This window comes from Rhodococcus pyridinivorans (genome assembly GCF_900105195.1).
Taxonomy (GTDB): Bacteria; Actinomycetota; Actinomycetes; order Mycobacteriales; family Mycobacteriaceae; genus Rhodococcus; species Rhodococcus pyridinivorans.
Genome location: NZ_FNRX01000002.1, coordinates 3,545,866 through 3,566,624, shown reverse-complemented (window position 1 = coordinate 3,566,624; position 20,759 = coordinate 3,545,866). Strand labels below are relative to the sequence as shown.

Below are 20,759 nucleotides of genomic sequence, written 5' to 3'. Positions count from 1 at the left end.
ACATCCCAACGGAGGATTCATGCTCTCTCGTACTTCCCGGCGTGTGATGGCAGTACTCGCCGCAGCGTCGATGCTCGGCATCACGTCCTGCTCCGACTTCGGCGACGACGCCGAGGAGACTGCCGGGGGACCCGGCTCCCTCGTCACCGAACGCACCCTCACCGGTACGGCGGCGCTTCCCAGCGCGTCGCGAACGCATCTGATCACCTACCTGTCCGATGGTGCCGATCGGCGCCCCACCCTCGTTTCGGGCACGGTCGCGATCCCCGAGGGAGAAGCACCCGCCGGAGGCTGGCCCGTGATCAGCTGGGCGCACGGCACCACCGGGGTCGGTGACGCCTGTGCGCCGTCCGCCGACACCTCCGGTGGTCCCGCCCACTCCTACATCAGCAGGACGACTGCCATGCTCGACCGGTGGGTCGCAGACGGCTACGCCGTGGTCCAGACCGACTACGAAGGCCTCGGCACACCGGGCGGACATCCCTACATGAACGGAGACAGCGCAGCCGACAGTGTCGTCGACATCGTGCGTGCCGCTCGTCAACTCGATCCGGCTATCGGCACCCGATGGATCGCGATGGGACACAGTCAGGGCGGGCACGCCGCGCTGTATGCGGCGGCTCGTGGCACGGAACGCGCCCCTGAACTCGAACTGCAGGGCGCGGTCGCCTTCGCCCCGGGCAGTCGCACGAGTGAGACGGCCGAGTACTACGCGACCGCCGGACCGGCGATCGGTCCGGCGCTCGGGTTCCTGCCGGTGCTGCTGCTCGGAGCGCAGGCGGCGGACCCGAGCATCGACGCCGACGCGATGCTCACCGACGCCTCGCGCCCCTTGCTCGACGCCGCGCGCACCGGGTGCATGGACGACATCCGCGAGGTGGCGAGCACGGTACCGGTGGATCAGGTGTTCGCTCCGGATGCGGACCTCGAACCGCTCGTTGAGTACTACGCCGGTCAGGAGGTCGAACCGCTCACCCTGAGGGTGCCGACGCTCGTCGTGCAGGGAAGCGACGACGCGCTGGTACTGCGTCCGGTCACCGATCAGGTGACCGCGGCGCTGTGCGGCAACGGAGCCGACCTGAGCTATCGGGTATACGACGGAGCCGATCACCGAGCGGTACTCGAGGAGTCCGTCGACGACGTGCGGGCGTTCGTCGACGGAGTACGCGCGGGCGAGGCGCAGGACGGCACGTGCGGTTGATGCCGCCGATCAGTCGGTCTTGATGCGTTCGGGGACGGTGTAGACGTTCATCGTGTCGCCGCGGAGGAAGCCCACGAGGGTGAGGTCGGACTCCGCGGCGAGATCGACGGCCAGCGACGACGGCGCCGAGACCGCCGCGAGCACGGGGATCCCGGCCATGACCGCCTTCTGCACGAGTTCGAACGAGGCGCGTCCGCTCACCATGAGCACGCTGTGCGAGAGCGGCACCCGGTTGTCGGTCAGGGCCCAGCCGATCACCTTGTCGACGGCGTTGTGCCGGCCGACGTCCTCGCGCAGGGCCAGCAGCGCCCCGTCGGGGGTGAACAGTGCGGCCGCGTGCAGACCGCCGGTCGACTCGAAGACCTGCTGGTGCCGACGCAGCGTGTCGGGCAGTTCGGTGAGGGTGTGCGTTCCGATAGAGGTGGTGCCGGCATCCTTCAGTGGATATCGCGTGCGCGTGCGCACCTCGTCGAGCGAGTTCTTCCCGCACACCCCGCACGCGGAGGTCGTCGTGAATGCGCGTCGCCCCGTCCCTTCGGGGACGGTGACGCCGGGCGCGAGGGCGACGTCGAGAACGTTGTAAGTGTTGGCGCCGCTCTCGTCCACCCCGTCGCAGTAGCGAACGGCGGCGATGTCCTCGCGACTGCCGATCATCCCTTCGGCCAGCAGGAATCCGTGGACGAGATCGACGTCGTGACCGGGGGTGCGCATCGTGATGGTGAGCGACTCACCGCCGACCCTGATCTCGAGCGGTTCCTCGACGGCGAGGGTGTCGGGACGTCGCGTCGCCCTGTCCGCAGTGATGCGCAGTACCGGTCGACGTGTCGTGACCCGTCCCATCGTCTACCTCCCAGATGCGTGCAGCGGTTCGAGCCGTCGTTCCCGCGGAACCCGGGCAGGGCAGGGATACCCGGGTGGCACAGGTTGTGCACACCGCGGGATGCGGCGTCTCGTCCTCCATACTGCCTGCCCGGACGCAACGGCATCCCCGTCCGGTGAACTGCGGTGGCGTTACACGAAGTTCACCCGCGCCTCGCAGGGACATTACAGAGTGGGTCCACTCTCAGGGGACGGTGATGAATGTGGGTCACCGACTGACGTAGGGGTCGTGAACCCCGGGATCGAACAGGGTGGACTTATATGGAACAGGCACTCGCGGCCGCCGATACCGCCTGGGTTTTGGCGGCGTTCACAGCAGTCGTACTGATGGTTCCGGGCCTGGCGCTGTTCTACAGCGGCATGCTCGGAGTCAAGAGCGCGCTCAACATGATCATGATGGTGTTCGGTGGATTCGCCGTCACAGCCGTCCTGTGGGTGCTGTTCGGTCCGGCCGCCGTGCTCGGTGACAGCGTCGGGGGCCTCGGCCTCATCGGCGATCCCTTCACCGACATCGGTCTGGGCTCGCTGCTCGAGGAGGACCCGGACGGAGGGATGCCCGCCGCACTGACCGCGGCCTTCCACCTCCTCTTCGCAGGCATCACGGTGGCGATCATCGCCGGTGGTGTCGCGGACCGGATGAAGTTCTCGGCGTGGCTGGTGTTCTCGGGCATCTGGGTCGTCCTCGTCTACTTCCCGGTCGCGCACTGGGTCTTCGCCTTCGACGACGAGGAAGCGGGCACGAAGGGCGGATGGATCGCCAACACGCTCGCCGCCCACGACTTCGCCGGCGGCACCGCCGTGCACATGAACTCGGGTGTCGCGGCGCTGGCACTCGCCATCGCACTCGGTCGCCGCCGTGGATTCCCGCACGTGGCACGTCCCCACAACCTGCCCCTCGTCGTGCTCGGTGGCGGAATCCTGCTGTTCGGCTGGTTCGGCTTCAACGGCGGTTCGGCGGGCGGCGCCAACCACACGGCCGGTGTCGTCGTCCTCAACACGCTCGTCGCCGCGATGGCCGGCCTGCTCGGCTGGCTGATCGTCGAACGCATCAAGGAGAAGCACGCGACGACGCTCGGTGCCATCTCGGGCGTGATCGCCGCACTCGTGGGCATCACGCCCGCAGCGAGCCTCGTGTCCCCGCTCGGTGCCCTGCTGATCGGCGTGGTCTCCGGTGCCGTCGGCTGCTTCGCCGTGAGCTGGAAGTTCCGCATGGGCTACGACGACTCACTCGACGTCGTTGCCATCCACCTCATGGGCGGCGTCGTAGGCACCACCCTCATCGCCTTCGTCGCGACGGCCGCCGCGCCGGCCGGTGTCGACGGTCTGTTCTTCGGCGGCGGGATCGACTTCTTCGGACGCCAGATCGTCGCGATGGCCGCGGTGTTCGCCTACTCGTTCGCGGTGACCTTCCTGATCGCGAAGGCGCTCGACAAGATCATGGGCATCCGGGTCGACACCGAGACGGAGATGCGGGGCATCGACGTCCCGGTCCATGGGGAGACGGCCTACGTGATGGACTCGTTCTCACCCACCGGTCCGTCGACGCTGCGTCCCGAGGTGTTCGCCGAGGATCGCGACGTGATCGTGCCCAAGTCCTGACCGGCGAGCTTCACCGATCGAACGGCAGGAGCCCTCACCGCACCGGGCGGTGAGGGCTCCGTCGTGTTCACGGTTGCCGGTCGTTCACGGCTGGTGATTGTCGGGATACGCCGTGACGGCGAGGAACCGGATGGGCAGCTTCAGCAGCTCGTTCGGTCCGTGCAACCCTTCGCCGTCGAGGAGCAGGGCGTCGCCCGGTTGCAGGTGGTACTCGGAATCGCCGTGGCCGTAGAGCATCTCGCCCTCGAGCATGTACAGCAATTCCGTGCCGGGATGCTGGAAGAGCGGGAAGACGTCGCTCGCATCGGTGAGGGTCACCAGCACCGGTTCGAGTCTCTTGTGCTGTCCCCGCAGCGCGCCGAGCAGTTCGTAGTGATGGCCCACCCGCGTACCGCGACCGACGATCTCGGCGCCGTGCCCGTTCTTGGTGAACACCGCGTCGCGGTGCGCGTCCGCGCCCCGGAAGAGCGAGGTGACGGGGACGTCGAGGCCGACGGCGAGCCGGGCGAGCGTCGACAGACTGCACGAGGTCTGGGCGTTCTCGATCTTCGAGAGCATCGCCTTGGAGATCCCCACCTTCGCGGCCATGTCGCCGACGGACAGGCCGCTGGCCAGCCGCAACGACCGCACCTGGTGGGCGATCGCGCGCTCGAGATCCACACCCGTCGGGGTGCCGCGCGGAACTTCGCGTCCGGAATCGTCGTACAAGACGGGACGATCTGGGCTGGCCATCTCGTCAGCGTAGCGTGTGTCCACCGGTGGTGAACGCCGCAATGCAGACATGGCGGTGCCCTCCACAGATCCGGACGACAGGGATCCGGCCGGGTCCGTGGAGGGCACGAGTGCTGAGTAGGTGGGGATCAGCGCATCTCGCCGGCGCCTTCGTAGGGGTTGAGACTCAGGAGCAGATCACCCTCCTCGAAGCGGGAGAAACGGAAGTCGTCCGGGTTCACGTTCGGAAGGTCGGTCTTCCCGTCGATCAGCAGGTCGGCGACCAGCTTGCCCACCGCGGGGGAGATCTTGAATCCGTGCCCGGAGAATCCCGTCGCCAGGAACAGACCCTCGACCGGTGCCGGACCGATGACGGGGTTGTAGTCCTCGGTGACGTCGTAGGCACCGACGTACGAACTGGTGATCCGCGGGTCCGGCATGTCGGGAAGGCGGTTGCCGAGCTTCATGATGTTCTTCTCGATCGTCGAGTCGTCGGCGCGGTTCACGTACTTGTCGGGATCGATGTACTGCGGCGTTTGATGATCGGAATTGCCCACCAGGAGTTCACCGTTCGGCTCACGGCAGATGTACTGTAGACCCGCCAGATCGGACAGCACGGGCACCTCCGGGGTCGGGACACCCTGGTCGACGAGAACCAACTGCGCGCGTTGCGCCCGGACGTCGATGTCGACGCCGACACCGGCGACGAGTGCCGGCGTCCACGGTCCCGCCGCGACGACGACCTGCTCGGCGTGCACCTCGGACCCGTCGGCGAGAGTGACGCCGTAGACCCGGCCCGCGGCGTTCTGCAGCAACGACACCACCGGGGTGCTCTGTCGGATCTTCACGCCCATCCGACGTGCCGTTGCACCGAACGCCATTCCCGCCATGTAGGCCTCGCCGCGACCGCCGAGCGGTTCGTAGGCGAACAGGGCGAAATCGTCGAGGTTCAGGCCCGGCCACAGTTCGGCCATCTTGTCGTGGGAGATGAGTTCGGTGGCGATGCCCAGGCCCTGCATCATCTCGATGTTCGCCTCGAGCGGCTTGACGTTGTTCTCCGCGACACCGACGACGTAACCGCACCGGCGGAATGCCATGTCGTCGCCGAAGATTTCGGTCGCCCTGGTGAAAATATCGACGCCGTACCAGGACATCGCGGCCAGCGAAGGGGTGCCGTAGTGGCACCGCACGACGCCGCTCGATTTACCGGTCATGCCCGAGCAGAGGGTGTCGCGCTCGAGGACGAGGACGTCGGTTTCGCCGCGGTCGGCGAGGGAGTAGGCGATGGCCAGGCCTTCGAGGCCGCCGCCGACGATCAGAAACTTGGTCGTGTCCGTCACCTGAGGATCCTTCGTTCGGTCGGCCTCCGAATCAGGAGGTCGGTGGGGGAGTCGATGTCAGAGGGAGGAAGTGGGTTCGATGCGGACCAGGAGTCCGGTGGCCGACGAGCCTCGTAGGGTGACGGCCTCGCCGCGGATCAGGACGCAGTCCCCGGGCGCAGCTCGTTCGGTACCGGCCTGCACCGAGCCCGATCGCACGTAGAGGGCCGTGACACCATCTGCGGCGGTGTCGCACACCGTGTCGAGCGCGAAGTACCCGACGGCCGCAGTGGCGCCCCCGCGCTCGGTCATGACATTGAATGCACGGGTGGCGCCTCGGGGGACGCAGTGGGGCGCGTCCTCACCGGCGAACGAGTGTGGACGCCACGGATCCAGCGAACGGGGTCTGTGGCCCGAGTCGAGGTCGGCGCCGTGCTCACCGATGACGGTGAAGATCCGTTCCGTGCCGGGAAAGGCCGAGAACTCGCTGGGCTCGGAGCCCAGCTCGGCCACGCTGATCCGCCACAGCGGACGGCCGGAGGGGCCGTCGGGTCCGGTCGCGATCTCCTCCGTGATCCCGGCGCCGTTGCGCCAGGGCACCCGCCGCCGCTCGCCGGGCCGGATCACCTGCGCGGCCACCTAACTGCCCGTCGTCCAGTCCGCCATGATGTCGGCCAGCGCCTGCGCTCCGATGTTGCAATCGTCGGCCTCGGCGAACTCGTGCGGTGAATGCGAGACACCGGTGGGGTTGCGCACGAACAACATTGCGGTGGGAACCTTCTCCGAGAGGATGCCCGCGTCGTGTCCCGCCTGGGTGGGCAGTACCGGGATGTCCCCGAGATGCGACAGCGCGCGGCGCAACCGTTCGCGCGGTCCGGCCGGGAACTCGACGATCGGGGTGATCGATTCGGCGAAGACATCGAGTCCGATCTCGTCCGGCAGGCAGTGTTTGCGGGCCTCGGCCTCGATCTCGGCGACCAGCGTCGTCAGGGTCTCCTCGTCCGCGGCGCGAGCGTCGAGCCAGGCCTTGATCTCGGAGGGGATCGCGTTGGCCCCGTTGGGCAGCACCTCGAGTTTGCCGAAGGTGGCGACCGCACCGGCCGCCGCGGCACACGAGCGGGCGCTGTGCACCGACGAGGCGTAGGCGAGCATCGGGTCGCGGCGGTCCACCAGGCGCGTGGCTCCGGCGTGGTTGGCCTCACCGGTGAAGGTGAACTGCCATCGGCCGTGCGGCCAGATCGACGACGCGACCGCGACCGGTGCATCGACGAGGTCGAGGGCCCGGCCCTGTTCGACGTGAAGTTCGACGTACACCCCGACCCGGTCGACGAGGGTGGGGTCGGTGCCGATGTGTTCGGGCACGCGACCGGCGCGGGTCATGGCCTCGGCCAACGTTATTCCGTCACGATCACGCAGGCCGAGCGCACGCTGCGGAGCGAGCGCCCCGGTGGTGAGCTGACTGCCCACGCAAGCCACACCGAAGCGGGCACCCTCCTCGTCGGAGAACGCGGTGATCGCGATCGGCACGGTCGGGACGATGCCGCGCTCCCGGACCAGATCGACCGCGGCGAACGCCGAGACCACGCCGAGTGGTCCGTCGAACGCGCCGCCGTCGGGCACCGAGTCCAGGTGCGAACCGGTGACGAAGGCGTCGGTGGGATCGCCTTCCCAGCCGACGGGGAGCCACCACGCCCACAGGTTCCCGTTCCGGTCCTCTTCGACGTCCATGCCGCGCTCGGCGGCGCAGCCGCGGAACCACTCGCGGAGAGTGAGATCGGCGTCGCTCCAAGCGAATCGGCGATAGCCCCCGGTCGTCGGATGCTTACCGACATCCAGGATCGATGCCCAGAGCGTGTCGAAGGCGGTCATATCTTGTGTCCTCTCGGGAAGTGCGGTGGCAGGCCTGTCGCCACGGTCAGAAGGCGCTGCGGCCGGGGATCCAGTCGGTGCCGGCCAGGGGCACCCGAGCCATCGCGGCGGCCTCCATCGTGACCGCGACGAGGTCCTGCGGTTCGAGATTGCGCAGGTGCGACTTGCCGCACGCCCGGGCGATGGTCTGGGCCTCCATGGTGAGCACCCGCAGGTAGTTCGCGAGGCGGCGGCCACCCTCTACCGGATCGAAGCGGGCCTGCAGGTCGGGATCCTGCGTGGTGATGCCGGCGGGGTCCTTGCCGTCCTGGAAGTCGTCGTAGAAACCGGCTGCGGAGCCCAGCTTCTCGTATTCGGCCTGGTACTTCGGATCGTTGTCGCCGAGGGCGATCAGCGCGGCCGTGCCGATGGCGACGGCGTCCGCGCCGAGGGCCATCGCCTTGGCGACGTCGGCGCCCGAGCGGATACCGCCCGAGACGATCAGCTGCACGCCGCCCGGGGTGCGGTGCACACCCATCTCCTGCAAGGCCTGCACCGCCTGGGGGAGCGCGGCCAGGGTCGGGATGCCGACGTGCTCGATGAAGACGTCCTGGGTGGCAGCGGTGCCACCCTGCATCCCGTCGACCACCACGACGTCGGCGCCGGACTTCACGGCGAGCTTGACGTCGTAGTAGGTGCGGGTCGCGCCGACCTTGACGTAGATCGGCTTCTCCCAGCCGGTGATCTCGCGCAGTTCGAGGATTTTGATGGCGAGGTCGTCGGGGCCGGTCCAGTCGGGGTGCCGGCACGCGCTGCGCTGGTCGATGCCCACCGGCAGGGTACGCATCCCCGCGACCCGCTCGGTGATCTTCTGCCCGAGGAGCATGCCGCCGCCACCGGGCTTGGCTCCCTGGCCGAGCACGACCTCGATGGCGTCGGCCTTGCGGAGGTCGTCGGGGTTCATGCCGTATCGCGACGGAAGGTACTGGTAGACGAGGTGCTTGGACTGCCCACGTTCTTCCGGGGTCATGCCGCCGTCGCCGGTGGTGGTGGACGTGCCGACCTCGCTGGCGCCACGCCCGAGGGCCTCCTTCGCGCGACCGGACAGCGCACCGAAGCTCATTCCGGCGATCGTGACCGGGATGTCGAGGTGCAACGGGTACTTCGCGTTGCGGTCGCCGAGGACGACGTCGGTCTCACACTTCTCGCGGTAGCCCTCGAGTGGGTAACGCGACATGGACGCGCCGAGGAAGAGCAGGTCGTCGAAGTGGGGAACCTTGCGCTTGGCACCCCAGCCGCGGATGTCGTAGATGCCGGTCGCGGCGGCGCGCTGGATCTCGTGGATGACGTTGCGGTCGAAGGTGGCCGACTCACGCAGTCCGGGCTGGAAGGTCATGGAAGTCTCCTCGGGGGTCGAGCGGGCGGAAGAACGTCGGGGGCTCTCAGTAGGCCGAAGCGTTGTCGACGTGGAAGTGGTAGAGCTGCCGGGCCGAGCCGTAGCGGGTGAACTCGGCCGGGTCGGCGTCGAAACCGGCCGTGTCGAGCAGTTCCTGCAGCTCGGCGATGTGCTCGGGGAGCATCTCCTTCTTGACGCAGTCCGCACCGAGCGAGGCGACGCTGCCCCGCACGTAGATCCGCACCTCGTACAGTGAATCGCCCAGGGCCTCACCGGCATCGCCGAGGACGACGAGTCGGCCGGCCTGTCCCATGAAGGCGCTCATGTGACCGATATCACCGCCGACGACGATGTCGACGCCCTTCATCGAGATGCCGCAGCGTGCGGCGGCGTTGCCTTCGATGACCAGCAGCCCGCCGTGGGCGGTCGCACCGGCGGACTGCGAGGCGTCGCCGGTGACGCGCACACTGCCCGACATCATGTTCTCCGCGACCCCGACGCCGGCGTTGCCATCGATGGTCACGTGGGCGTGCTGGTTCATCCCGGCTGCGTAGTAGCCGACGTGGCCGTCGATGCGGACGTCGATCGGCCGGTTCAGGCCGCAGGCGAGTGCGTGGGCGCCTTGCGGGTTCACCACCTCGATCGAGGCCGGGGCCTCCATCGCGTGCAGTGCCGCATTGAGTTCGCGGGTAGTGGTCGTCGCCAGGTCGTAGGTGGCGGTCGGGAGCAGGGTATCGGTGGTCATGATTGCCTCCGGGGATGAGATCGGGACGGCGGAGTCGGGATTCGCGCGGCCGGTCAGCGTCGCCACACGTAGACCCGGTCCGGCTCGGGTTCGAAGATGCGGGCGTCGGCGATGCCGGGAAGTCCTGCCAGGGCGCGGAATTCCGAGGCCATCGCGACGTAGGCGTCGCACTCGGCGACGATCGCGGGCTTGCAAGCGATCGGATCGCGGACCACGGCGAACGAATCGGAGGTGGACACCAGCAGGGTGTAGAACCCGTCGAAGCGTTCACCGAGCAGACGCAGTGCCTTCTCCAGGTCGGCGCCCTCGGCGAGATGTTTGGCGACGAAGCGTGCGCCGACCTCGGTGTCGTTCTCGCTGTCGAACACCACGCCCTCGTCCTCGAGTTCGCGCTTGATCGACAGGTGGTTGGAGAACGAGCCGTTGTGCACGAGGCACTGGTCGGGGCCGACGGCGAAGGGGTGCGATCCTGCTGCGGTGACGGCGGATTCGGTGGCCATGCGGGTGTGGCCGACACCCCGCCGGCCGGAGGCGGCGGGCAGGCCGAAGGTCTCGGCGAGATCGCGGGGATCGCCGGTGCCCTTGAGGACGGTCACGTCGTCGCCGAAACCGATGACGGTCGCGGTGGGAGCCAGCGTGCGGACGGTGTCGGCGAGCAGGGTCGCGGGGACGGGGGCGTGCAGCACGGTGGTGGGGGCGAGATCGAGCGCCCCGACGGTCACACCCAGTGCATCGCCGACGGCGGTGACGAGGTCCGAGGGTGCGTCGAGCACCGAGACCGACGACTCCCCGGCGGGGGAGAAGACCGGGTTGCCGTAGACGGCGACGCCCGCCGAATCCGGTCCGCGGTCCACCATCTGCCCGAGCATCCCGGTCAGCAGGCTGCCCAACCGGGGCTCGAGCGAGGCGTCTCGCAGATGAAGTCCGACGATTCCGCACATGGTCGTCTCTCCTGTTCGATGGGTCTGGAAGAAGTCGGGTGATCAGAAAGCGGTCAGATAGCTGTCGATCTCCCACGGGGTCACGGTGTTGTGCCAGTGGAAGAACTCCTCGCGCTTGAGGGAGGCGAAGTAGTCGGCAACGCCCGCACCGGCTGCGTCGAGTGCGCCGGAGACCACCGGATCGGCCTCGAGGGCGTCCATGGCGTGCAGCAGCGTCATCGGCAGCGTCGCGGTGCCGCCGGTGCCCGGCTCGCCGGGATCGAGGTCGCGTTCGATGCCGTCGAGGCCGGCGGCGACGGTCGCGGCGGTGGCGAGATAGGGGTTGGCCGAGCCGTCCCCGCCGCGCAGTTCGACGCGGTTGGCGTCGGGGACGCGCAGGTAGTGGGTGCGGTCGTTGCCGCCGTAGGTCGCGTAGCGCGGCGACCAGGTGGCGCCGGAGGCGGTGCTGGTGGCGCCGGTGCGCTTGTAGGAGTTGACCGTCGGTGCGATGACACCCTGCAGGGCGCAGGCGTGCTCGAGGATGCCGGCGACGAACGAGTAGGCGGTCTTGGACAGTCCGAGTCCGCAGGAATCGTTCGCGTCGGGGAAGACGGGGGTGTCGCCCTGCCACAGCGACAGGTGCATGTGCATCCCGGAGCCGGTGCGATCGGCGAACGGCTTGGGCATGAAGGTCGCGGTCATGCCGCGCTGCTCGGCGAGCACGGAGATGAGGTAACGCAGGGTGATGACGCGGTCGGCGGTGGTCAGGGCGTCGGCGTACTGGAAGTTCTGCTCGAACTGCCCGTTGCCGTCCTCGTGGTCGTTGGCGTAGTTGCCCCATCCGAGGGTGTTCATCGCCGAGGAGATCGACGTCAGGTGCTCGTACATGCGGGTGACGTCGCGGGCGTCGTAGCAGGGCTGGCGGGAGGTGTCGAGGGCGTCGGCGGTGCGCAGGGTTCCGTTCTCGTCGCGCTGGACGAGGAAGTACTCGATCTCGGTGCCCACCTTGACGCCCAGGCCCTTGGCGGCGGCCTGCGCGAGCGCGGTCTTGAGGATCACCCGCGGGGCGTACGGCCAGGGCTTGCCCTCGACGTAGGGGTCGCAGTGGACCAGCGCCAGGCCCTCGCGGACGAAGGGGATGGGGGTGAAGGACGAGACGTCGGGGATGGCGACCAGGTCGGGGTCCTTGGGGACCTGGCCCATCGAGCCCGCGGCGTAGCCGGCGAAACCGACACCGTCGGTGGCGAGCTCGTCGACGGATTCGACGGGAACCAGCTTGGCGCAGGGCTTTCCGGACAGGGTGGTGAAGACGGCGAGGATGAAGCGGGTGCCGGTCGCGTGTGCGAGCTCGGCCAGACCGGCGGTGCCGGAGGTCTCGGGGGACCGGCCGTTCGTGGACGGGAGGCGCAGCACGGATGTGTCGGTGGCTTCCAGCGTCATGGGGGCTCCTCGGTTCGACGAAGTTTCACTGTAGGAATCGCTGTCGAATAGAAGGAAACACGGTATCCATGACGGGCGTGTTACGCAACCGTGAGATCGCGGTGACGCTTGGCGTGGAAACCGCCCTGTATGCGAACGACAAACAGCGGCGGGACGGTCGAAGGACCGTCCCGCCGCTGCGATGTTCGTGTGAGCGAGGGTTCTATCGGAGACCGAACGAGTTCCCGATGATGTCGCGCTGGATCTCGTTGGTTCCGCCGTAGATCGTCGCGCCGAGGGCCGCGCGCACGTGCTGCACCATGTCGAACTCGGTGGAGTAGCCGTAGCCGCCCATCATCTGCACGCACTCGAGGGCCGTGTTCTTGGCGACCTCCGTCGCCTCGAGTTTGGCCATCGACGACGCCCGCGCCAGACCCTAGGGGTCGTCGAAGGCACGTTCGGCGACGCCGAGCATCTGGGCGGCGAGGATCAGCGCTCGGTCGCCGGCCCGGGCATGAGCTGGGACCAGCCCTGGCCGACCTCACCGACCACCGAGTCGGCGGGCAACTCGCAGTCGGAGAAGTAGAGGTCGTCGACCTCGGTACCGTTCAGGGTGTCGATGCCCTTGACGGCAACGGTGCAGGAAATCGTCCATGCGGAGGCGGAATCCGTCCAGTGCCCGCGGGCACCGGCGACCTCGGCGCTGGTCAGCTGCATCGCGGCTCGCGGACTCGCCCGCTCGTAGCGGGGTCAGCAGCTCCGGATCGTCGAGCAGATGGGCGCGTTCGCGCAGCCCGTCGTCGAGCACGAGCGGCCCGAAGATCTCGTTCCACCCCTGGATCGGGATGTCGGTCTCGACGACCTCGTGCCCGAGATCCGACAGGATTCCGGCGACGGTCTCGACGGTGCGGGCGACCGCGGGATCGACCGGACGTCCGTCCGGGCGCCGGAAGAAGGCGATCCGCCGGTGCCGCACCGCGGTGCGTTCGAAGGTCGTCTCGGCGAGGATCTCCGTCATGATGCGGGTTTCGTCCACCGTCCAGGCCGGCGGGCCGGCGGTGACGAAATCAGTCATCGCGCGGAAACCCCGTTCGTCCGCGCACGATCCGGTGGTCGGCTTGAACCCGACGAGCCCGCGGCGCGCAGCCGGGCGACGGCACCGGAGTCGGACCGGGCGATCCGCCCGCGCTGGGTCGGACTACGTCTGGTACGCGCAGGACGCCCTGCAGGAGACGCCCATACCGCTCGAACGGGCCGCCGAGATCGTCACGCGTATCTGGCATCGCGCCCTCTTCGATCCCGGCCGCTGACGGATGTTCCGTCCAGGTTCCGGGGAACCTCCTCGAGGGTCCGGATTCCCTTGCCCTCGAGAGGAATCGGTTACGCGCGTTAACAGAACTGCAACCATCGCTGCGTTTCTTCCCATTATCGTCTGTTTCACGTCAGCGATCGACGTTCTCATTGCACACCGCGCGTTCGCGCATTCCTTCCCTTTGAGGAGTTGCCATGTCCGAGACCACCACCGTGCCCGCATTCCGAGTGACCTCCGGTTTCTGGAAGAACCTCCCGCAGATGTCGGTCGACGAGTTCCCGGGAACGAAGGGCTACATCGACGACGTCCACCCGAATCCCGAAGGCTGCCCCATGGCCTCCGGCTACTTCCGTCTCGAACCCACCGAGGCGCCCCTCGACTACACCTACGAATACGACGAGATGAAGGTCGTCCTCGACGGCGAGTTCCGCCTCGAGAACCTCGACACCGGCCAGGTCGAGATCGCCCGTGCGTACGACGCGATCTTCTTCCCCAAGGGATCCCGCATCCGCTTCACCACCCCCGAAGGCGCGCTCGCCTTCTACGTCGGCCTCCGCTCCTTCGCGCCCTAGGAGATGCCGTGAACGTCTGTATGGACACCACCAGTGTGCCGAGGTGGGACGAGGAACGGAGCATCGCCGGCGGGGGACGGACCTTCACGATCCTGTCCTTCGGCGACGAGGCTGCCGAGCAGGCGCGGAATCTCTTGCTGTCCTTCGACGGTCGGCGGGTGGACTGGATGCGTCTGCCCGCCGAGTGGGGCGACACAGCTGCCCGCGTCCTCCGACGGCAGCTCGACGCCTCCCGGGTCGGCTGCCGACTCGTCCTCGTCGGATCCGAGGCCGCCGTCCTCGCCGCAAGGGCCGTGGCGGTGGCCGGCGGGCTCGTCGACGAGGAGATCATGCCCGTCCCGATCGACACCGCCGACCACGCGGTCTACTGCGCACACTGTCACACCACCCATCTCGCCGACGTCGAGGTCGGCCGGTGCACCACCTGCCCGAACTGCCGCGCGGAACTCGTGGTCTACCACCATGTCTCGCGTCACCACGCGGCCTACCTCGGCTACATGATCGACGCGGAGGAACGCTGATGACCCTGATGTCCGACAGCCCCGCAACGAACGTGCCGTCCGACGCCGGCCTGGTGCTGGCGGTCGACGAGGTCACCGCACTGACCCCGACCGTGCGGCACATGCGGCTGGTCGCGTCCGACGGCGCACTCCTGCCCTCCTTCACCCCGGGCAGTCACATCGTCGTGACCTGCGGAACCGGGCCGGAGGGGCAATCCCGCCGAAACTCCTACTCCCTCACCGGACCCGGTTTCGAGCCCGACCACTACGGCATCTCCGTACGGCTCGAGGAGGACGGCCGCGGTGGCTCCCGCTGGATCCACTCCCTGCGAGCGGGGGACAGGGTGCAGGTGAGCACCCCGCGCAGCGCCTTCGCCCCGGTCCTCACCGCGCGGCACCACCTGCTCGTCGCCGGCGGAATCGGCGTCACCCCGATCCTGTCCCACGTCCGCGCCGCCGTGCAGTGGGGCCGCTCGTTCGAGGTGCACTACGTCCACCGGGAGGGCGACGCCGCCCACCTCGACGACCTGGAGCAGCTGTGCGGCGACCGCCTCCACCTCCACACCGGCCGCGACGGCTTCTGGGAGCATATGGGACCCGCGCTGCTGGACCAGCCGATCGGCACCCACCTCTACGCGTGCGGCCCGGCTGCGCTCATCGACGAACTCACCGACCGTGCCGGTCGCGCCGGCTGGCCCGGCGCCCGCGTGCACTACGAGCACTTCGGGGTCGGCGACCTCGACCCCGGCGAACCGTTCACCGCACACCTCACCCGCAGCGGCGTCGACGTGGACGTCGCCTCGGGTGTCAGCCTCCTCGAAGCGCTCGGATCCCGCGGCATCGCGGTCCCCAGCCTCTGCCGTCAGGGCGTGTGCGGGGAGTGCCGGCTGCCCGTGGTGAGCGGCGACATCGAACACCGCGACCTGTATCTCGGCGCCGCCGAGAAGGAGGCCGGAGACTGCCTCATGCCGTGCGTCTCCCGCGCGAACGGACCCCGATTGGAGCTGGATCTGTGAGTACCACGATCGACCTCGAGGCCCTCGGCGACAGCGCGGCGATCCCCGACCGCATCGCCCGCTTCCCGTTCCCCTTCCCCCGCGACACCTACCGCTACAGCACCAACGTCGAACCCGCCGGCAGTGTCGTGGAGACACCCGTCGGGGGATGGGGGACCCACCCCGTCGACGTCGACGGCCGGTACCGGGAGGATCTCGCCGAACGCACCCGCATCCTCGCCGAGGACCCCACCCGGTTCCAGGCTCTGCCGCACATGGAGATCGCCCAGTGGGACGCGATGCTCACCCTCATGCGGATGCTCACCGACGCCCACCCCGAGAAGTTCTCGCTCGACGGGGACGGTGCGGCCCGGCGATTCACCAACCGGGCACTCGGCGTCGAACAGTCCTTCGTGTTCGGTGATCCGTCCACCCTGCCCGAACCACCCCTGCTGTTCGTCGGCAGGCACCTCCAGGAGGACGTCGTGCTGCTCGACCAGCGTGAGGGTGCCCTCTGGGGCGACGCCGGACTGGTGACCTTCGCCGCCGACTGGTCGCTGCGCTTCGACGTCGGCATGAGCTTCCTGCAGATCCACGGGCCCGTCCCGCGCGTGCACACCGAAGGGGTCATCCCGCGCGCCCAGCAGTTCCTCATGGGCCTGCAGCCCGGCCGGCAGTACCGCCGCACCAACTGGTCGCTCAGCGTCGACCGCCTCCTCGACCAGTCCACCGAGACCTATCCCGTGTGGGGACGCGACCGGCGGCTGCTCGCCGAGGGGCCGCTCGAGGACGTGGGGCGCCGGCTGAACCTGCGCGTCGAGGTCCAGCACCTCGTGCGCCTCGGTGTCTCCGGCGCGATCATGTTCCTCATCCGCACCTACCTGCTGCCCTTCGAGGACATCGCCCGCGTACCGGAATGGGCCGAGCGGTTGTGCCGTGTCCTCGAGGAGCTGCCCGAGGATATGGCCGACTACAAGGGCATCACCCGCACCCGCGAACCGGGGGTGCGCTGGCTCCGCACCTACGGGGGTGTGCGGACGTGAAGGCCTCCGGATTCGTCCACGGCGACCCACCCGCACTCGACCGTGCCGGTCGCGCCTTCCTCGTCCTCGCCGCGAGCGACTGCGAACTCGCGCGAAAGGCGGTGCGGCACTGGATGGCCGACGCCTCCGAACTTGGACGCGACGCCGCCGCCCTCTACGACCCGACACCCGGTCGCGCCGCCGAAGCGGTCGCCGCGCTGAGGGCGGGATCACGCATCCTCGTCGCCGGTCCGGCCGCCGAGGCCATGGCCTACACCGCCGCCGCCCGGCAGGCCGGCGCCCTGCCCTGCGAACTCATCACCTACGTCACGTCGACGGTGACGCTGACGGTTTTCTGCCCCCACTGCGAGACGACACAGCGGGCCGACGCGCGACCCGGCGACAGGATCTCGTGCGCCGGGTGCGGGATCTCCCTCGAGATCCGCCCGCACCTGTCGAGTCACCACGGCACCTATCTCGGAGCCGTCGCCTGACAGAACCGACCGGAAGGACCGAATGTGACCGTTACCAGCGACCTGTCCTATCTCCCGTGGCCTTTTCTCGAAGGTGAGAACAGATTCCGCTACGGGGTCAACGTCGAACCCGCTCGCCGCCGCGTCGACACGTTCGTCGGCGGCTGGGGCGAACACATCGTCGACCTCGGACCTGACTACGTCGAGATGATGGCCCTGCGACAGGGGATCCTCGAGCGGGACCCGCACCGGGTCCGCTACCTCCCGCACATGACCCCGGCCTCGTGGGACCTGCTGATGTTCTACTTCCGCGAGATGGCCGCGTCGTATCCCGACCTCATGACCCTCGACCGCCTCGGATCCGGATACCGTTGGCGCAACCAACCTCTCGGAATCGACTGCACCTTCGTCCCGGGTGATCCGGAGACGCTGCCCGAACACCCGCTGGTGTTCGTCGCCTGCCAGATCCCCGACGACGTCCTGCTCGTCACCGAACGCGACGGCCACTTCTACTTCGACGCCGCCGTGGTGACCTCCTCCGCCGACTGGTCGGTGAAGTTCGACATCGGCATGAGCATGCACGAGATCCACCGTCCCGTACCCGGTCTCACGCGCGACGGGGTCACCGACCGGGCCGAGCAGTTCCTGCGCCGGCTCACCGCCGACCAGCCCTACCGACGGGTGAACTGGACCTTCTCGGCCGTCGGCTCGCGGCGCCGCGACACGAGCCTCGAGACGATGCCCGAGTGGATGGACGACATCCCCCGCCTGATGGCCGAGAAGGACTGGGGGAGGATCCAGCTGCGCATCGAACTCGAGCACCTCATCCGGCTGCCGACGACCGGTGCGATCGTGTTCAACATCCGCACCTACATGGCACCCCTCGCCGAGATCGCCGCCTACCCGCAGTGGGCGTACCAGCTCGCCGACATCGTCGAGGAGCTGCCGCGCGAGATCGCGCAGTACAAGGGCATCGACGAGTACCGGATGGAGGCGATGGCCTGGCTGCGCGAACGAGCAGCCTGAGGCCGCGGGGCCCCTTCACCGCGCGCCCGAGGTCGGTGGCCGGTCCTACGATGACGGCCATGGCCGCACCCAGGATCGACGTGGACGAACGCCGGGCACGACTGGCCGTCCGGCACCGGTTGCATCCCGCCCACCGCGCCCCCGACGCCGTCGACGCGGCGACGTCCCTGGTGTGCCTGCACGGCACCGACCCGGCGACCGTCTACCTGTCGGCGTGGGCACGTGTGGACGGGTTCACCGTGGCCGACCTCGACAGGGCGCTCTACGACGACCGCACCATGGTCAAACACATGGCCATGCGGCGCACCGTCTTCGTCGTCCCGCTCGACACCCTCCCGGTGGTGCAGGCCGGGGCGAGCGCCCGGGTTGCCGCCGCACAACGGCGCACGGTCGTCAAGGACGTCGTGAAGGCCGGATTGCACGACGACGGCGAGAGCTGGCTCGACGAGGTGAGCCGCCACATCCTCGCCGCCCTGGCCGACGGGCGGGAGGCGACATCGAGCGAGCTCAAGGCCGAGATCCCGCTCCTCGACGGCGCGCTGGAGTTCGGTGCCGGCAAATCCTGGGGTGGGCCGGTCACCTTCGCGCCTCGCGTGCTCACGGTGCTCTCCGCCGAGGGGAAAGTGGTCCGGGCGTCGAACAAGGGGTCGTGGCGGGTTTCGCGCCCCACCTGGACGACCACCGAGTCGTGGCTGGGCTCGGCCGTCGACCCCGTCGACGAGGCGACGGGTGTGCGCGAACTCGTGCGGATGTGGCTGCGCGCATTCGGTCCCGGCACCGAGGGGGATCTGAAATGGTGGCTCGGCTCCACCCTCACTGCCGTCCGCGCGGCCCTCGCCGAACTCGACGTGGTGGAGGTCGATCTCGACGGCCGTCCCGGCTACCTCCTGGCCGACGACGTGGACGAGCCCGCTCCCGTCGAACCGTGGGGTGCACTGCTGCCCGGTCTGGACCCCACGGTCATGGGGTGGACCGAACGCGAGTGGTATCTCGGGCCGTACAAGGAGGCGCTGTTCGACTCCAACGGCAACGCCGGTCCCACCGCCTGGTGGGACGGACGGATCGTCGGCACGTGGTGGCAGACCGACACGGGAGCGGTGAGCCTGCATCTGCTCGAGGACATCGGCGCCGAGGGCACCGCGGTGCTACGCGAGGAAGCCGCCCGCCTCGACGACTGGCTGGGTGGGGTGCGGGTGATGCCGCGGTTCCCCACGCCCCTCGCGAAGGAACTGGCGACGGAAGGCAGGTCGTCGGGCACGTCTTCGTCGTAGGCTGCCGACATGGCCGTCGAACCGAGAACCGCCACGCGCCGCGACATTCCGGTCTTCGCTCGGGTGATCGCCGAGGCGTTCTTCGACGATCCGGTCTTCGCGTGGATGTTCCCGGACGAGGAGCACCGTATCCGCCGCATGACCCGTTTCTTCGCCGCCGACGCCCGCCACCACATGGTGCCGTTGGGAGCCACCGACATCGCCGAGTCCGATGGGACCGTCGGAGGCGCGGCGATGTGGGCGCCGCCCGGACGATGGCGCACCGATGCGTGGACCTCCCTCCGCCTCCTGCCCGGCTTCTACGCCGCGCTCGGCCGCTACATGAAGCGGGGAGGGCAGGTCAACGTCACCCTCGACGCGGCGCATCCGGACGAACCGCACTGGTACCTGTCGACGATCGGCACCTCACCTGATGCGCGGGGGACCGGCCTCGGCAAAGCCCTGATGAAGGCCGGCCTCGACCGCGCCGACGCCGAACACGCCCCCGCCTACCTCGAGTCGAGCAAGGAATCGAACGTTCCCTACTACGAGCGGTTCGGGTTCGAGGTCACCCGCGCCATCGTCATCCCCGGTGGTGGGCCGACCCTGTGGGGGATGTGGCGGCAGCCGCGCTGACGGGATGCTTCCCGCCTTCGGATCAGGCGCCCTGCCAGACGGTGTCGAACGGGGTGTTGGCGGACACGCGGCCCTTGATCCCGGTCGTGACGAAATCCTTCGCGCGGGCCGCGGCGTCGGCGACCGACGCGCCCTTCGCGAGTTCGGCGGTGATCGCGGCGGCGAGGGTGCAGCCGGCGCCGGAGACACGCTCGTTGCCGACCTTCGGTGCCGTCAGGAGGGTGACCTCGGAGCCGTCGAACAGCACGTCCACGGCGTCCTCGCCGTCGAGTTCGACGCCGCCCTTCGCGACGACATACTTCGGGCCGAGGTCGTGGATGCGACGCGCCGCCTCGATGAGCTGGTCGACCGAGGTGATCTCGTCCATCCCGGACAGCGTCCGTGCCTCGAACAGGTTCGGGGTGACGACCGTGGCGTGGGGGAGCACCTGCGCGCGCAGGGCGTTGTCGGTGTCGAGGGCCGCGCCGGCCTCCTGGCCCTTGCAGATCAGGACCGGGTCGAGCACGACGTGCCGCCAGTCCTGCTTCTCGAGTCCCTCGGCGACGACGTCGATCGTCGCGGGCGTGCCCAGCATGCCGATCTTCACCACGTCGAGATTGTGGGCGGCGGTGGCGGCCTCGATCTGCTCGGCGATCACGTCGGCCGGGACGGGGAAGAAGCGGTGGCCCCAGTTGTTCTTCGGGTCGAACGAGACGATGCACGTCGTGGTGCCCACCCCGTACACACCGAGCTGCTGGAACGTCTTGAGGTCGACCTGCAGACCGGCGCCACCGGTCGCTTCCGAGCCGGCGATGACGTATGCGAGGTCGACCATGTGAGTGCTCCGTTCGGACTGGGTGACGGCGTTGCCACGGGATGTACCCGCCGAACGACCAGGTTACAGACGAACTCGGTGCCACCTTGCGGACCGCCCACCGCCGCTCCCGATATCGTCCA

20 protein-coding genes and 2 pseudogenes are annotated in these 20,759 nt (G+C 68.8%); 10 read left to right on the top strand and 12 right to left on the bottom strand.

Going from position 1 to position 20,759, the window contains the following annotated elements:
• The first annotated feature begins 19 nt into the window (after positions 1 to 19).
• On the top strand, positions 20 to 1,201 hold the full coding sequence (locus BLV31_RS16915; protein ID WP_064061841.1) for an alpha/beta hydrolase family protein: 1,182 nt from the start codon (positions 20 to 22) through the stop codon (positions 1,199 to 1,201).
• A 9-nt stretch (positions 1,202 to 1,210) separates the two neighbouring features.
• Here the strand turns inward: BLV31_RS16915 and fdhD are convergent, their stop codons facing one another.
• Positions 1,211 to 2,041, bottom strand: coding sequence for a formate dehydrogenase accessory sulfurtransferase FdhD (gene fdhD / locus BLV31_RS16910; protein WP_019289053.1), 831 nt, complete (start codon positions 2,039 to 2,041; stop codon positions 1,211 to 1,213).
• A gap of 300 nt (positions 2,042 to 2,341) precedes the next feature.
• Here fdhD and BLV31_RS16905 point away from each other — a divergent pair, with 300 nt between their 5' ends.
• Positions 2,342 to 3,679 carry an ammonium transporter gene (locus tag BLV31_RS16905; protein WP_064061842.1) on the top strand — a complete coding sequence of 446 codons (1,338 nt, stop codon included), beginning with the start codon at positions 2,342 to 2,344 and terminating at the stop codon, positions 3,677 to 3,679.
• 84 nt (positions 3,680 to 3,763) lie between these two features.
• Here the strand turns inward: BLV31_RS16905 and BLV31_RS16900 are convergent, their stop codons facing one another.
• From BLV31_RS16900 to BLV31_RS16855, 10 genes and pseudogenes are all read right to left on the bottom strand, one after another.
• Positions 3,764 to 4,411 (bottom strand): helix-turn-helix domain-containing protein, encoded by a 648-nt coding sequence (locus tag BLV31_RS16900; RefSeq protein WP_024100581.1) that lies wholly within the window; start codon positions 4,409 to 4,411, stop codon positions 3,764 to 3,766.
• 128 nt (positions 4,412 to 4,539) lie between these two features.
• Positions 4,540 to 5,730, bottom strand: coding sequence for an NAD(P)/FAD-dependent oxidoreductase (locus BLV31_RS16895; protein WP_006551155.1), 1,191 nt, complete (start codon positions 5,728 to 5,730; stop codon positions 4,540 to 4,542).
• Positions 5,731 to 5,787: 57 nt separating this feature from the next.
• Positions 5,788 to 6,348 (bottom strand): HutD family protein, encoded by a 561-nt coding sequence (locus BLV31_RS16890; protein ID WP_064061843.1) that lies wholly within the window; start codon positions 6,346 to 6,348, stop codon positions 5,788 to 5,790.
• The gene (locus BLV31_RS16885; protein WP_039586895.1) at positions 6,349 to 7,578 is read right to left on the bottom strand and encodes an allantoate amidohydrolase; all 1,230 of its coding nucleotides are present in this window, start codon (positions 7,576 to 7,578) and stop codon (positions 6,349 to 6,351) included.
• A 46-nt stretch (positions 7,579 to 7,624) separates the two neighbouring features.
• A complete protein-coding gene (locus tag BLV31_RS16880) occupies positions 7,625 to 8,953 on the bottom strand; it encodes an FMN-binding glutamate synthase family protein (RefSeq protein ID WP_006551158.1) in 1,329 nt (442 codons plus the stop codon).
• 46 nt (positions 8,954 to 8,999) lie between these two features.
• Entirely contained in the window at positions 9,000 to 9,698 is a 699-nt protein-coding gene (locus tag BLV31_RS16875) for a GltB/FmdC/FwdC-like GXGXG domain-containing protein (RefSeq protein ID WP_050993466.1), read from the bottom strand.
• Between the two features lie 53 nt (positions 9,699 to 9,751).
• Positions 9,752 to 10,639: a class II glutamine amidotransferase domain-containing protein gene (locus BLV31_RS16870; RefSeq protein WP_064060924.1), complete on the bottom strand. Its 888-nt coding sequence runs from the start codon at positions 10,637 to 10,639 to the stop codon at positions 9,752 to 9,754.
• Positions 10,640 to 10,681: 42 nt separating this feature from the next.
• Positions 10,682 to 12,058, bottom strand: coding sequence for a type III glutamate--ammonia ligase (glnT, locus tag BLV31_RS16865; RefSeq protein ID WP_064060925.1), 1,377 nt, complete (start codon positions 12,056 to 12,058; stop codon positions 10,682 to 10,684).
• Positions 12,059 to 12,260: 202 nt separating this feature from the next.
• Positions 12,261 to 12,667 (bottom strand): annotated as a pseudogene (locus BLV31_RS25525) (acyl-CoA dehydrogenase family protein); the annotation flags it as partial.
• Positions 12,579 to 13,181 (bottom strand): annotated as a pseudogene (locus BLV31_RS16855) (amidase family protein); the annotation flags it as partial. The pseudogenes BLV31_RS25525 and BLV31_RS16855, both read right to left, overlap by 89 nt.
• Positions 13,182 to 13,543: 362 nt before the next feature.
• Here BLV31_RS16855 and BLV31_RS16845 point away from each other — a divergent pair.
• Genes BLV31_RS16845 through BLV31_RS16810 form a run of 8 tightly spaced genes read left to right on the top strand, consistent with a single transcriptional unit; the run spans position 13,544 to position 19,823 of the window.
• Entirely contained in the window at positions 13,544 to 13,921 is a 378-nt protein-coding gene (locus BLV31_RS16845) for a cupin domain-containing protein (RefSeq protein ID WP_006551167.1), read from the top strand.
• Between the two features lie 8 nt (positions 13,922 to 13,929).
• Positions 13,930 to 14,442 (top strand): dimethylamine monooxygenase subunit DmmA family protein, encoded by a 513-nt coding sequence (locus BLV31_RS16840; protein ID WP_248846230.1) that lies wholly within the window; start codon positions 13,930 to 13,932, stop codon positions 14,440 to 14,442.
• Positions 14,442 to 15,437 carry a PDR/VanB family oxidoreductase gene (locus BLV31_RS16835; protein WP_006551169.1) on the top strand — a complete coding sequence of 332 codons (996 nt, stop codon included), beginning with the start codon at positions 14,442 to 14,444 and terminating at the stop codon, positions 15,435 to 15,437. Before BLV31_RS16840 ends, BLV31_RS16835 begins: the two co-directional genes overlap by 1 nt.
• Entirely contained in the window at positions 15,434 to 16,459 is a 1,026-nt protein-coding gene (locus BLV31_RS16830) for a heme-dependent oxidative N-demethylase family protein (protein ID WP_081263438.1), read from the top strand. Before BLV31_RS16835 ends, BLV31_RS16830 begins: the two co-directional genes overlap by 4 nt.
• Positions 16,456 to 16,932 carry a dimethylamine monooxygenase subunit DmmA family protein gene (locus BLV31_RS16825; RefSeq protein ID WP_006551171.1) on the top strand — a complete coding sequence of 159 codons (477 nt, stop codon included), beginning with the start codon at positions 16,456 to 16,458 and terminating at the stop codon, positions 16,930 to 16,932. The genes BLV31_RS16830 and BLV31_RS16825 overlap by 4 nt, the downstream gene beginning before the upstream one ends.
• Before the next feature lie 24 nt (positions 16,933 to 16,956).
• The gene (locus BLV31_RS16820; protein ID WP_064060929.1) at positions 16,957 to 17,937 is read left to right on the top strand and encodes a heme-dependent oxidative N-demethylase family protein; all 981 of its coding nucleotides are present in this window, start codon (positions 16,957 to 16,959) and stop codon (positions 17,935 to 17,937) included.
• A 59-nt stretch (positions 17,938 to 17,996) separates the two neighbouring features.
• Positions 17,997 to 19,208 (top strand): winged helix DNA-binding domain-containing protein, encoded by a 1,212-nt coding sequence (locus tag BLV31_RS16815; RefSeq protein ID WP_019289065.1) that lies wholly within the window; start codon positions 17,997 to 17,999, stop codon positions 19,206 to 19,208.
• A 9-nt stretch (positions 19,209 to 19,217) separates the two neighbouring features.
• Complete coding sequence (locus BLV31_RS16810) at positions 19,218 to 19,823, top strand: GNAT family N-acetyltransferase (RefSeq protein WP_006551174.1); 606 nt, start codon at positions 19,218 to 19,220, stop codon at positions 19,821 to 19,823.
• Positions 19,824 to 19,845: 22 nt separating this feature from the next.
• Here the strand turns inward: BLV31_RS16810 and thiD are convergent, their stop codons facing one another.
• On the bottom strand, positions 19,846 to 20,637 hold the full coding sequence (gene thiD / locus BLV31_RS16805) for a bifunctional hydroxymethylpyrimidine kinase/phosphomethylpyrimidine kinase (protein WP_006551175.1): 792 nt from the start codon (positions 20,635 to 20,637) through the stop codon (positions 19,846 to 19,848).
• Between the last annotated feature and the right edge of the window lie 122 nt (positions 20,638 to 20,759).